At 71.2% G+C, this 12,511-nt stretch carries 10 protein-coding genes; 4 read left to right on the forward strand and 6 right to left on the reverse strand.

All coding sequences use genetic code 11. The features are described 5' to 3' along the window. Positions 1 to 27: 27 nt before the first annotated feature. From pta to pyk, 3 genes are all read left to right on the forward strand, one after another. The gene (gene pta / locus ACSHWO_RS11150; RefSeq protein ID WP_361088814.1) at positions 28 to 2,109 is read left to right on the forward strand and encodes a phosphate acetyltransferase; all 2,082 of its coding nucleotides are present in this window, start codon (positions 28 to 30) and stop codon (positions 2,107 to 2,109) included. A 36-nt stretch (positions 2,110 to 2,145) separates the two neighbouring features. After that, on the forward strand, positions 2,146 to 3,363 hold the full coding sequence (locus ACSHWO_RS11155) for an acetate kinase (RefSeq protein WP_438311535.1): 1,218 nt from the start codon (positions 2,146 to 2,148) through the stop codon (positions 3,361 to 3,363). A gap of 61 nt (positions 3,364 to 3,424) precedes the next feature. Further along, positions 3,425 to 4,855, forward strand: a complete 1,431-nt coding sequence (pyk, locus tag ACSHWO_RS11160) for a pyruvate kinase (protein WP_438311537.1) — start codon at positions 3,425 to 3,427, stop codon at positions 4,853 to 4,855. Positions 4,856 to 4,982: 127 nt separating this feature from the next. On the opposite strand, the gene ACSHWO_RS11165 is transcribed toward pyk, so the two are convergent. The 4 genes from ACSHWO_RS11165 to ACSHWO_RS11180 form a co-directional block, all read right to left on the reverse strand. Beyond that, complete coding sequence (locus ACSHWO_RS11165; RefSeq protein WP_438319046.1) at positions 4,983 to 6,278, reverse strand: hypothetical protein; 1,296 nt, start codon at positions 6,276 to 6,278, stop codon at positions 4,983 to 4,985. Next, complete coding sequence (locus ACSHWO_RS11170; protein ID WP_438311539.1) at positions 6,268 to 6,834, reverse strand: DUF6114 domain-containing protein; 567 nt, start codon at positions 6,832 to 6,834, stop codon at positions 6,268 to 6,270. Before ACSHWO_RS11170 ends, ACSHWO_RS11165 begins: the two co-directional genes overlap by 11 nt. A 114-nt stretch (positions 6,835 to 6,948) precedes the next feature. Continuing rightward, complete coding sequence (locus ACSHWO_RS11175; RefSeq protein ID WP_361088822.1) at positions 6,949 to 7,587, reverse strand: DUF6230 family protein; 639 nt, start codon at positions 7,585 to 7,587, stop codon at positions 6,949 to 6,951. Between the two features lie 618 nt (positions 7,588 to 8,205). Continuing rightward, a complete protein-coding gene (locus ACSHWO_RS11180) occupies positions 8,206 to 9,207 on the reverse strand; it encodes a tetratricopeptide repeat protein (protein ID WP_361088824.1) in 1,002 nt (333 codons plus the stop codon). A gap of 331 nt (positions 9,208 to 9,538) precedes the next feature. Between ACSHWO_RS11180 and ACSHWO_RS11185 the strand changes: the two genes are divergently transcribed. Further along, positions 9,539 to 10,168, forward strand: a complete 630-nt coding sequence (locus tag ACSHWO_RS11185) for a TetR/AcrR family transcriptional regulator (protein WP_361088826.1) — start codon at positions 9,539 to 9,541, stop codon at positions 10,166 to 10,168. A gap of 121 nt (positions 10,169 to 10,289) precedes the next feature. Here the strand turns inward: ACSHWO_RS11185 and ACSHWO_RS11190 are convergent, their stop codons facing one another. Beyond that, positions 10,290 to 12,053 carry an acyl-CoA mutase large subunit family protein gene (locus ACSHWO_RS11190; protein ID WP_438311543.1) on the reverse strand — a complete coding sequence of 588 codons (1,764 nt, stop codon included), beginning with the start codon at positions 12,051 to 12,053 and terminating at the stop codon, positions 10,290 to 10,292. A 98-nt stretch (positions 12,054 to 12,151) separates the two neighbouring features. Further along, a complete protein-coding gene (locus ACSHWO_RS11195) occupies positions 12,152 to 12,481 on the reverse strand; it encodes a DUF3817 domain-containing protein (protein ID WP_385830422.1) in 330 nt (109 codons plus the stop codon). Between the last annotated feature and the right edge of the window lie 30 nt (positions 12,482 to 12,511).

Here is a 12,511-nt window from a genome sequence, read left to right on the forward strand (position 1 = left end):
TTTTCGCACCAGGGACGGAGGGCACGCGTGACGCGCAGCGTGTATGTGACCGGTATCGACCGGAGTGACGGCCGCCAGGTCGTCGAGCTGGGGATCATGGAGCTGCTGACCCGCCAGACGGCGCGGGTCGGTGTCTACCGGCCGCTGCTCCACGATGCGCCGGACCGGCTCTTCGAGCTGCTGCGGGCCCGCTACCGGATCGAGCAGGACGCCTCGACGGCGTACGGCATGGAGTACCGCGAGGCGTCCGCGGTCCTGGCGGAGAAGGGCACGGACGAGCTCGTCTCCCGGCTCGTCGACCGCTACCACGCGGCGGCCCGCCACTACGACGTCATGCTCGTCCTGGGCACGGACTACGCCGAGACGAACCTCCCCGACGAACTGGCGCTGAACGCCCGCCTCGCCAACGAACTGGGCGCGGTGGTCGTTCCCGTCGTGGGCGGCACCAAGCGGTCCGCGGACGAGGTCCGCGCCGAGGCCCGCAACGCCCACCGCGCGTACGAGAGCCTGGGCTGCCACGTCGTCGCGATGGTCGTCAACCGGGTGGCCGCCGAGGACCGCGACTCCATAGCCGAGCGGCTGGCCGCCCGCCTGCCGGTGCCCTGCTACGTGCTGCCGGACGACAAGTCCCTGGCCGCCCCCACCGTCGCCCAGATCACCCGGGCGCTCGGCGGCGAGGTGCTCCTCGGCGACGACGCGGGCCTCGCCCGCGACGCCGTCGACTTCGTCTTCGGCGGCGCCATGCTGCCGAACTTCCTCAACGCCCTGACCCCGGGCTGCCTGGTCGTCACCCCCGGGGACCGCGCCGACCTGGTCATCGGCGCGCTCGCCGCGCACTCCTCCGGCACCCCGCCGATCGCCGGCGTGCTGCTCACCCTGAACGAGCGCCCGGACGACGACGTCCTCGCCCTGGCCTCGAAGCTGGCGCCGGGCACGCCCGTGGTGTCCGTGGCCGGCAACAGCTTCCCCACCGCCGCCGAACTGTTCTCGCTGCAGAGCCGGCTGAACTCGGCGACCCCGCGCAAGCTGGAGACCGCGCTCGGCCTGTTCGAGCGCCACGTGGACACCGCCGAGCTGCGCGGGCTGCTCGCGCTGGCCCGCTCGGAGCGGGTGACGCCGATGATGTTCGAGCACGAGCTGCTGGAGCGGGCCCGCGCCGACCGCCGCCGCGTGGTGCTGCCCGAGGGCACCGAGGAGCGCGTGCTGCGCGCCGCGGACGTGGTGCTGCGCCGCGGGGTCTGCGACCTGACGCTCCTCGGCGACCAGCAGGCGATCCTCAAGAAGGCCGCCGACCTCGGCGTCGACATCTCGGGCGCCCAGCTCATCGACCCGGCGACCTCGCCGCTGCGGGAGCGGTTCGCCGAGTTCTACGCGAAGGCCCGGGCCCACAAGGGCATGACGGTCGAGCTGGCGGGCGACGTGGTGACCGACGTCAACTACTTCGGCACCCTGATGGTGCAGGAGGGCCTGGCCGACGGCATGGTCTCCGGCTCGGTGCACTCCACGGCCGCCACCATCCGTCCCGCCTTCGAGATCATCAAGACGAAGCCGGACGCCTCGATCGTCTCCTCCGTCTTCTTCATGTGCCTGGCCGACCAGGTCCTCGTGTACGGCGACTGCGCGGTCAACCCGGACCCGAACGCCGAGCAGCTCGCCGACATCGCCGTCCAGTCGGCGGCGACCGCGGCCGCCTTCGGGGTGGAGCCGCGGATCGCGATGCTCTCGTACTCCACCGGCACCTCGGGCAGCGGCGCGGACGTCGACAAGGTCCGCAAGGCCACCGAGCTCATCCGCGCGCAGCGCCCGGACCTGGCCGTCGAGGGCCCGATCCAGTACGACGCCGCCGTCGAGCCGTCGGTCGCCGCGACCAAGCTGCCCGGGTCCCCGGTGGCCGGGCGCGCCACGGTGCTGGTCTTCCCCGACCTCAACACGGGCAACAACACGTACAAGGCCGTGCAGCGCTCGGCGGGCGCCGTCGCGGTCGGCCCGGTGCTCCAGGGGCTGCGCAAGCCGGTCAACGACCTGTCGCGCGGCGCGCTGGTGCAGGACATCGTCACCACCGTGGCCATCACCGCGATCCAGGCGCAGGGCGCGCCGCTCACCGCCTGACCTCCCCGCCCCCACCCCCAAGGAAAGACCTCCATCGTGACCACCGCATCGCGCGTCCTCGTCCTCAACTCCGGCTCCTCGTCGGTGAAGTACCAGCTGCTCGACATGGCGGACGCCAGCCGGCTGGCCGCCGGCCTGGTGGAGCGCATCGGCGAGCAGACCTCCCGGCTCGTCCACGAGCCGCTCGCCGGGCCGGGCGTCGCGGGCGGCAGGCGGGAGCGGGTGGGCGCCATCGCCGACCACGCGGAGGCGCTGGCGGCGGTCGCGGCGGAGCTCGCCGCCGACGGGATGGGCCTGGACTCCCCCGAACTGGCGGCCGTGGGGCACCGTGTGGTGCACGGCGGGACCCGGTTCACCGCCCCGACGGTCGTCGACGACGAGGTGCTGGCGGAGATCCGCAGCCTGATCCCGCTGGCGCCGCTGCACAACCCGGCGAACGTGACCGGCATCGAGGTGGCGCGGGCCATGCGCGCGGACCTCCCGCAGGTGGCGGTCTTCGACACGGCCTTCCACGCGACGATGCCGGAGCACGTCGCCCGGTACGCGATCGACGCCGCGACCGCGGAGAAGTACGCGATCCGGCGGTACGGCTTCCACGGCACCTCGCACGCGTACGTCTCGCGGGCCACGGCCGCGCTTCTGGACCGGCCGGTGGAGGACGTGAACGTGATCGTGCTGCACCTGGGCAACGGTGCGTCGGCCTCGGCGGTCCGGGGCGGGGTGTGCGTGGAGACGTCGATGGGCCTGACCCCGCTGGAGGGCCTCGTCATGGGCACCCGGTCGGGCGACCTCGACCCGGCGGTGGTCTTCCACCTGGCGCGGGTGGGCGGCCTCTCGGTGGACGAGATCGACTCGCTCCTGAACAAGAAGAGCGGTCTGCTGGGCCTGTGCGGCGACAACGACATGCGCGAGGTGCTGCGGCGCGCGGGCGAGGGCGACGAGTCGGCGCGGCTCGCCTTCGCGGCGTACGTGCACCGGCTGAAGAAGTACATCGGCGCCTACACGGCGGTGCTCGGCCGGGTGGACGCGGTGGCGTTCACGGCCGGGGTGGGCGAGAACGCCCACCAGGTGCGCGAGGCCGCGGTCGACGGCCTGGCGGAGCTGGGGCTCGTGCTGGACCCGGCGGCCAATGCCGTCCGCTCGGGCGAGCCGCGGCTGGTTTCCGCCCCCCGTGCCCGGGTGGCCGTGGCGGTGGTCCCGACGGACGAGGAGCTGGAAATCGCCACCCAGGCGTATGCGCTGGTTACCCAGTAGTCACTTGGACTTTCCGCCAGACGGAATATTCCGCTGCGAAACAAACCGATAGGATCCGTCCATGCGCCGTTCCAAAATCGTCTGCACGCTGGGCCCCGCCGTCGACTCGTATGAGCAGCTGAAAGCGCTCATCGAGGCAGGTATGAACGTGGCCCGATTCAATTTCAGCCACGGTTCCCAGGCAGAACACCAGGAGCGGTACGACCGCGTCCGGAAGGTCTCCGCGGACACCGGGCGCGCGGTCGGCGTCCTCGCCGACCTCCAGGGTCCGAAGATCCGTCTGGAGACCTTCGCCGAGGGCCCCGTCGAGCTGGTGCGCGGTGACGAGTTCACCATCACCACCGAGGACGTCCCGGGCGACAAGTCCGTCTGCGGCACCACGTACAAGGGCCTGCCGGGCGACGTCGCCAAGGGCGACCAGGTCCTCATCAACGACGGCAACGTCGAACTGCGGGTGATCGAGGTCGACGGCCCGCGGGTCAGGACCATCGTCATCGAGGGCGGGGTCATCTCCGACCACAAGGGCATCAACCTGCCGGGGGCCGCCGTGAACGTCCCGGCGCTGTCCGAGAAGGACGTCGACGACCTCCGCTTCGCCCTGCGGATGGGCTGCGACATGGTCGCGCTGTCCTTCGTCCGCGACGCCAACGACGTCAAGGACGTCCACAAGGTCATGGACGAGGAGGGCCGCCGGGTCCCCGTCATCGCCAAGGTCGAGAAGCCGCAGGCCGTCGAGAACATGGCCGCCGTGGTCGACGCGTTCGACGCGGTCATGGTGGCCCGCGGTGACCTGGCCGTGGAGTACCCGCTCGAAAAGGTCCCGATGGTCCAGAAGCGGCTCATCGAGATGTGCCGCCGCAACGCCAAGCCGGTGATCGTCGCGACCCAGATGATGGAGTCGATGATCACCAACTCCCGCCCGACCCGCGCCGAGGCCTCCGACGTCGCCAACGCGATCCTCGACGGGGCCGACGCGGTCATGCTGTCGGCCGAGTCCTCGGTCGGCGCGTACCCGATCGAGGCCGTGAAGACGATGTCGAAGATCGTCGCGGCGGCCGAGGAGGAGCTGCTGTCCAAGGGCCTGCAGCCGCTGGTCCCGGGCAAGAAGCCCCGTACCCAGGGCGGTTCGGTCGCCCGTGCGGCCTGCGAGATCGCCGACTTCCTGGACGGCAAGGCCCTCGTCGCCTTCACCCAGTCCGGCGACACCGCCCGCCGGCTCTCGCGCTACCGCGCCGTGCAGCCGATCGTGGCGTTCACCACCGACGTCAACACCCGCAACCAGCTCACCCTCAGCTGGGGCGTGGAGTCCCACGTCGTCCCGCACGTCGACAACACCGACGCGATGGTCGACCTGGTGGACTCCGAGATGGCCAAGCTCGGCCGCTATAACGCCGGCGACACGATGATCATCACCGCCGGCTCCCCGCCCGGCGTCCCCGGCACGACCAACATGGTCCGCGTCCACCACCTGGGCGGCACCGACCGCGGCTGACGCCGCACGGGACGCCCCACCGCACAACGACCGAGGGCGGCACCCCGCATCCCTTCCGGGATCCGGGGTGCCGCCCTCGGTCGTTGCCGCCGCCGGTCGGCCGTCGGCAGTGGTCCGCCGTCCGGGACTACTCCGGCGGGCCCATGTAGTTCTTCAGGCCGGGCACGGTCAGGGTGCCGCCGAACTGGCCGGCCTGGACGACCTTGACGTTCGTGAAGAACGCGAAGGGGACGTTCAGGGGCGGCGGGCTGTTCGGGGAGAACTCGATCGGGATGATCCCGAACAGGTTGCCCTTGAGGCTCTCCGTGTACATCGTCACCTCGCCGCCGCGGATCTTGGAGGTCGAGCCCGGTCGGGACTTCAGGTGGGCGATGGTCCCGCCCTTGCCGACGGTCTGGTAGAGGTCCTTGATGTCCAGCGAGTCCGCGGTGAACTTCAGGACCTTCTTGGTCTTCCCGCCCGCGGTCTTCACCTCGACGATGCCCTTGTAGTCCAGGCCGTAGAGGGTCAGCAGCGAACTGTCGAGGTACCAGGGCTCGTCCGGCAGGAGCGGGATCCCCGGCTCCAGTTCGGCGTCGGCCAGGGCCTTGGCGTCGTAGGTCGGGCACGGGAAGGGCTGCTTCCCGTCCGCGTCCTTGCCCTTGTCCCCGTCCTCGGCCTTGTCCTTGTCCTTGCCGGAGTCGTCCTTCTCGGACTCGTCCTCGGCCTTGTCCTTGCCCGTCTCGTCCTTGGGCTTGACCGCGGTGTCCTTGACGTCCTTCGGCAGCTCCTTGACGTCGACCCCGGCCTTCTTCGCGGCCTCGCGGATGGCGTCCGCCGCGGGGTCGGGGGCGGGTGCGGACGGCGACGGTGCAGCGGGGGTCGGGGTGGCCGACGGCTGCCCGGGCTGCAGCGGCCTGCCGAGCGAGTCGAACAGGTCCTTGACCTTGTCGCCGACGCCCAGCGGGTCCAGCGGGTTCGGCGTCTTCGAAGCGGAGGGCGCGGGGGCGGCCGGGGTGGTGGGGGCCGCCGACTGTGACCTGGTGGCGTCGGCCTGCTTGCTCGCGGACGGCTTCGGCGCCGGCGGGGTGACACCGGGCTTGGGCGCGGCGGAGCCGGACGGCGAGGCGCTCGCACTCGGCGAGGGTGAGGCCGAGGTCGAGGTCGAGGGGCTGGGGGACGCGGACTCCGTCGGCTCGTCGGACCGGGTCACGCACGGCCCGGGCGCGAAGGGGATGTCCTTGTCGTCGGCCAGGGCCAGCCTGGGCGCCATGCCCATGCCGACCAGGACGGCCGTCGGCATGGCCGCCAGGGCCATCGTCTTGCCGACCGGTATCTGGATCTTGTTCAGCAGCGACTTCCGGGGCGCGGCGTGTCGCGGTCCCCTTCTTTCACGGGACTCTTCGCCGGGGGTCACGCCCCGCTGCGTCTCGTCACCCCGCACTGTTCCTCCCGCCATCGGCGTGGGCAGTCTTCTCGCTCTCGTACGCCGTCTCCGTCTCGCGGGGGGCCGGGACGCCCAGGTGCGCGCCCGCCGACTCCTGCGCCGTGCCCGGTGCGGCGGCCGCTGCGGCCGCCGCCTCGTCGACCGGTACGCCGGGTGCCCAGGCCAGTGCGAGGGCGCCGCCGACCATGGCGAGGACGAAGCCGATGAAGAAGCCGCCGAGATTGGACACCGGCAGCGACACCAGGGCGAGCAGGATGGAGGCGACACCCGCGAAGACCCGGATGCCCTGCTGGAACCACAGGGCCAGGCCCAGGGTCACGAGCAGGATGCCGATGATCAGCGAGCCGGAGCCGGCCGTCGTCGCCATCGCGAGGGTGATGTTGCCGAGCCTCATGTCCGCGTACGGGAAGTACGCGATCGGGAGACCACCGAGGAGCGTGAACAGACCTGCCCAGAACGGACGGTGACCGCTCCAGGCGTGGAAGCGGTAGTACACCACGGTGAGCCAAGCGTCGTCTGCGGCGCGTTCGTAAACCGGGGCCTGGGGGTTCATGGACAACAGCTCCCTGGAAACGGTGGTACGGAGAACTCTGTGGAGCCCGGACGGGCGGACGACCGCGGCCGCAGCCGCCGCCGACCGCCCTGGCCGGTCACACTCCCGGACGGATTACTTCTCGTCCTGGTAGCACGGCTGGTCGCCGCCCATGAGGCGCAGCTTCAGGTCGGGCAGCTTGAAGGTGCCCGCCGTCGTCGCCCACGCCTTCTGGCGCACGTTCGTCAGCACGGCCTTCTCGGCGCGCTGCGAGAACGCGTACGGGCTGGAGACCGTGCCGGCCTGCGGCTTGGTCTTGTGGCTGCCGTCACCCACGGCAACACCGATGTCGAGGTTCTTGAACTCGGCGTCGGTGTCGAGCTCCGCGACATCCAGGTAGATGTTGTCGGCGACGGCCGGCTTGCCCTTGTGACCGGTGCGCAGCTGGAGCGTGATGTTGCCCAGCGGGGTCGGGGTCACCAGCGACTGGCACATGTTGGTGATCTCGGCGTGGCTGAACCCGGAGATGGTCACCGGGTGGTGCGCAGCGTTGCCCTTGAGGTCGTGCCCCTCGGCGATGCCGCCGTACTGGATGAGGTTGTCACCGTCGAGCTTGTCGGCCGTGACCTTGAAGTCCTGACCGGAGACGCTGAAGGACGCCGCGAGGGCACCCTGCGCCAGACCCACACCGACCGCGGCGGTGGCCGCGATGCTCGGCACCATGACGAGCGCGAAGCGCTTCCATCTGGTCCCGCCACGAACCTGAGAACTCATTTCGTTCCTCCTTCTCGGACGTACATCTCCGGTCCGGGCAGAGCCCGTCCTGGGATGGGAGAAGTGCTACGTCCTCGGGAAGGAGCGCAGGCGGCCGTGCCGCGGCCGGGCCGCGTCCGATACACCGGCGTTCACCCCCGAGCGACAACCACTGGGTCACGCGTTCGCGCGACCAGGAGGACAGGCTCCGCCGGTGCGGCGAAGACCCCCCTGTCCCGCGGCCGGTGCCACTGTCACCGACCGGCCCGGTGGGGACCCTCCACCGCGGCTCCGGCTGGCGGCACTGCGGGAAGGACCGAGCGTCGCCGATCGTGGTCCATTCCCGGCCGGGGCACAAGGGGGTTCGTTACTGGCGGGTAACGGCCTGATAACCGGAGATGAACCCGCAGCCATCCGGAAACAACGCAGGGTGCCACCCAAGGCCACGACAGAGCGGGAGGAACAGGAACACACCGGACAGTTCACGGGGTTCCACTTACTGCGAGTAACAGCGGCCGCGATTACCAAGTTTTGGCAAAGCGCGGCCGTTGTTTATCTACGTGTCAACAAATCGTGGGCCGGTCCGCCGCCGGGCGGACCGTGCCTGCGTACCGGCCGGGGGCCCGGCCCGCGAACCCGCTAGAACAGCGCCCGCGAGAGCGCCGTGCGCGCCGCCGCGACCCGGGGATCGTCCGCCCCGATGACCTCGAAGAGCTCCAGCAGACGCACCCGTACGGCGTCCCGGTCGCCCCCCGCGGTCACCCGTACGGCGTCGACCAGGCGACCGAAGGCGTCCTGCACGTGGCCGCCGGCCATGTCCAGGTCCGCCGCGTCGATCTGGGCCTGCGGGTCCTTCGGGTTCTCCGCCGCCGCGGCGCGCACGGCCTGCGGGTTCATGTCCTTGACCCGGGCGAGCAGTTCGGCCTGCGCCAGGCCCAGCTTCGCCTCGGTGTTGGCCGGGTCCTCCGCCAGCACGTTCCGGTACGCCTGCACCGCGCCGCCGAGGTCACCCGCGTCGAGCGCGTCCACGGCCGCCTCCAGCAGCGCGTCGTGCGGTCCGGCCGGGGCCTCGGCGGCCTCCGCACCGGCCGGGACGGCGCCCTCCGCGTTCGGGTCGACCTGGATGCCGATGATCCCGAAGCGCTCCTCGGCGACCTGCACCAGCTGGGCGAGGGTCGCGCGGATCTCCTGCTCGGGCGCCACGCCCTGGAACATCGGCAGCACCTGGCCCGCGACCACCGCGAACACGGCGGGGATGCCCTGGATGCCGAACTGCTGCATCAGCATCTGGTTGGCGTCGACGTCGATCTTGGCCATGACGAGGCGGCCGTTCGCCTCGACGACCAGCCGCTCCAGCACGGGGCTGAGCTGCTTGCAGGGCTGGCACCACTCGGCCCAGAAGTCCAGGACGACCGGGACCTCGGAGGAGAGCTGGAGGACGTCGCGCTCGAATCCGGCCTCGTCGACGTCGATCACGAGCGCCGACGGGGGCACCGAGCCGGCTGCGGCGGGCGCGCCGCCCTGAGCGGCCTGGCGGGCCGCTTCGGCCCGCGCCTGCTCGGCCTTCGCCTTGGCCTCGGCGGCCGCCTTCACCGCGGCGAGGTCGACGACGCCGCTCATGGACATGTTTCTGGGCTGCATGCGTACATCCTCCCCCCTGTGTGCGCGCCGACGAAAAAGATCGGCCGAATTGCACTGCCGGCCGCAACCGGTCCGGCCCGCGGTCGCACGGTCCGGCAACGCTGTCGCGGCCCCGAACTGCCCTGTGGCGGTGCCGCGGTGATGCTGTGGTGGCGCCGGGTCCCCACCTGGCGCCGGTAGCTCTTCGCGTGGTTGTCGCTCTTACGCTACGAGCCGTAGCGTAACTCCCCACGCGCTCCGGCGGACCCCGCAGGTACGCACGTGTCCCGTGATCTGAAGCACACGCCCAAGGCCCGGGTGGTTCCGCTACTGGCGGGTATGGTTCTGCGCCATGCACAACCCCAGCTCCCCCGGCGGCCGCACCGGCCGCCCCAGAAGCGCCGCCGCGGACGCAGCGATCCTCGCCGCGACCCGCGACGCACTGGTCGAGCTGGGCTGGTCGAAGCTGACGATGGGCGACGTCTCGACCCGGGCCGGGGTCGCGAAGACCACCCTGTACCGCCGCTGGGCGGGCAAGAACGAGCTGGTCGTGGACGCGGTCGCGGAGCTCTTCGACGCCCTCGAACTCCCCGACCGGGGCTCCCTCGAAGCGGACGTGGAGGACGTCGTCCTGCAGTTCGCGGAGCTGCTGCGGCGCCCGGAGGCCCGTACGGCCCTGATGGCGGTCGTCGCGGAGTCCACGCGGGACGAGGCCCTGCGCGACCGGATCCGGTCGGCGATCGTGGACCGGCAGAAACGTCTCGTCGTACTGGGCCGCGAACGCGCCCAGGCGCGCGGCGAACTCCCGTACGAGGAGGACGCCGCCCTCGCCGGGCGCACCACGGACCTGATCTTCGACGTGATCGCGGGCACCGTGGTGCACCGGGTGCTGGTGAGCTCGGAGCCGGTGGACGAGCTGTGGGCGGCCGCCTTCACGGCCCTGCTGATGCACGGCCTCCGGGGCGGCGCCGGAGCCGCCTGAGCGGTCCCGGTACGGAGGAGGCCGGCCGCGGCTGCCTCAGGGCAGCGGCACCGCGACCGGCCTTCGTCCTGCCTCCGGCGGCCCCCGGGGGAAGTCGGGCAGCGCCGGGGTGTGCGGGGGCCTAGAAGCCGGCGGGCTCCGTGTAGGTGCCCCATTCGTCGCGCAGCGCGTTGCAGATCTCGCCGAGCGTGGCCTCGGCGCGCACCGCGTCGAGCATGGACGGGATCATGTTCGACCCGTCGCGGGCGGCGTCCAGCATGGCCTTCAGCGCGTCCCGGACCCTGGCGTCGTCGCGGCGGTCCTTGCGGGCGGCGAGGACCCGCACCTGCTCCCGCTCGACCTCGTGGCTGACGCGGAGGATCTCCAGGTCGCCGGTGACCGAGCCGTGGTGGACGTTGACGCCGACGACGCGCTTGTCGCCCTTCTCCAGCGCGCGCTGGTAGACGAAGGCCGACTCGGCGATCTCACCGGTGAACCAGCCGTCCTCGATGCCGCGCAGGATGCCCGAGGTGATCGGGCCGATGGGGTGCTTGCCGTCCGGGTGGGCGCGCAGGCCGCGCTCCTTGATCTGGTCGAAGATCTTCTCGGCGTCGGCCTCGATGCGGTCGGTGAGCTGCTCGACGTACCAGGAGCCGCCCAGCGGGTCGGCCACGTTGGCCACGCCGGTCTCCTCCATCAGCACCTGCTGCGTGCGCAGGGCGATCTCGGCCGCCTGCTCGCTGGGCAGGGCGAGGGTCTCGTCGAGGGCGTTGGTGTGCAGTGAGTTGGTGCCGCCCAGGACGGCCGCGAGGGCCTCCACGGCGGTGCGCACCACGTTGTTGTACGGCTGCTGCGCCGTCAGGGAGACGCCGGCGGTCTGCGTGTGGAAGCGCAGCCACATCGACTTCTCGTTCTGCGCGCCGTAGACCTCCTTCATCCAGCGCGCCCAGATCCGGCGGGCGGCGCGGAACTTGGCGATCTCCTCGAAGAAGTCGAGGTGGGCGTCGAAGAAGAAGGAGAGGCCGGGCGCGAAGGTGTCGACGTCCATGCCGCGGGAGAGGCCGAGCTCCACGTACCCGAAGCCGTCCGCGAGGGTGTAGGCGAGCTCCTGCGCGGCCGTGGCCCCGGCCTCGCGGATGTGGTAGCCGGAGACGGACAGCGGCTTGTAGGCGGGGATGCCCTTCGCGCAGTACTCCATCAGGTCGCCGATGAGGCGCAGGTTGTCCTTGAAGGCGGGGATGCCCTTCGCGCAGTACTCCATCAGGTCGCCGATGAGGCGCAGGTGCGGCTCGGGTTCGAAGAGCCACTCCTTCTGGGCGATGTACTCCTTGAAGATGTCCGTCTGGAGGGTGCCGTTGAGGACGGCGGGGTCCACGCCCTGCCGCTCGGCCGCCACCAGGTACATGCAGAACGCGGGCACGGCCGGGCCCGAGATCGTCATCGAGGTGGTCACGTCGCCGAGCGGGATGTCCTTGAAGAGGACCTCCATGTCGGCGGCGGAGTCGATGGCGACACCGCAGTGGCCGACCTCGCCGAGCGAGCGCGGGTCGTCCGAGTCGCGGCCCATGAGGGTCGGCATGTCGAAGGCCACGGAGAGCCCGCCGCCGCCGGCGGCCAGGATCATCTTGTAGCGCTCGTTGGTCTGCTCGGCGTTGCCGAAGCCCGCGAACTGGCGGATGGTCCAGGTGCGGCCGCGGTAGCCGGTGGCGTGCAGGCCGCGGGTGTACGGGTACTCGCCCGGCCAGCCGATGCGCTCGAAGCCCTGGTAGGCGTCCCCGGGGCGGGGTCCGTAGACCGGATCGACGGCATCTCCGGAGAGCGTCGTGAAGTCGGCCTCGCGCTTGCGGGCCTTGTCGTAACGGGCCTGCCAGCGGCGGCGGCCCTCCTCGATGGCGTCAGCGTCCATGCTTCAAATTTACTAGGACGTCCTAGTAAATGTCGATGGGAAACCCCGGGGAGCTTTCTCCCCGGGGTTCGGTGTGACGGCGAGTGCGGCTGCGGCTGCTACGCGTCGGCGGTGGCCAGGCCGTCGGTGACCAGCGGCTCGACGTCGGCGCGGACCTTGCGCTCGACGAAGAACGCGGCGCCGGGGATGGTGCCCGACAGCATCACCCACAGCATCCGGCCGAAGGGCCAGCGGGCCTTGGAGCTCAGGTCGAAGGCGAAGACCAGGTAGATCATGAAGAGCACACCGTGGGCCTGGGACACGGCGAAGGTCAGGCCGGCGCCGGTGTCGAAGCCGTACTTGGCCACCATGCAGCCGCAGAGGATCAACAGCATGACGGCGGTCACGTAGGCCATGACGCGGTAGCGGGTCAGCACGCTTCGTTTCATGGCTACGAGCGTAGCGGGGGCGGCGGGCCC

The sequence above is a fragment of the Streptomyces pallidus (ex Mingjun et al. 2026) genome, assembly GCF_051550185.1.
GTDB lineage: Bacteria > Actinomycetota > Actinomycetes > Streptomycetales > Streptomycetaceae > Streptomyces.

Coding starts and splice junctions, on each gene's coding strand:
- ACSHWO_RS11195 (WP_385830422.1), bottom strand. CDS start 12,481: ATGAAACGAAGCGTGCTGACCCGCTACCGCGTCATGGCCTACGTGACC.
- ACSHWO_RS11170 (WP_438311539.1), bottom strand. CDS start 6,834: ATGAACCCCCAGGCCCCGGTTTACGAACGCGCCGCAGACGACGCTTGG.
- ACSHWO_RS11180 (WP_361088824.1), bottom strand. CDS start 9,207: ATGCAGCCCAGAAACATGTCCATGAGCGGCGTCGTCGACCTCGCCGCG.
- ACSHWO_RS11190 (WP_438311543.1), bottom strand. CDS start 12,053: ATGGACGCTGACGCCATCGAGGAGGGCCGCCGCCGCTGGCAGGCCCGT.
- ACSHWO_RS11175 (WP_361088822.1), bottom strand. CDS start 7,587: ATGAGTTCTCAGGTTCGTGGCGGGACCAGATGGAAGCGCTTCGCGCTC.
- pyk (WP_438311537.1), top strand. CDS start 3,425: ATGCGCCGTTCCAAAATCGTCTGCACGCTGGGCCCCGCCGTCGACTCG.
- ACSHWO_RS11185 (WP_361088826.1), top strand. CDS start 9,539: ATGCACAACCCCAGCTCCCCCGGCGGCCGCACCGGCCGCCCCAGAAGC.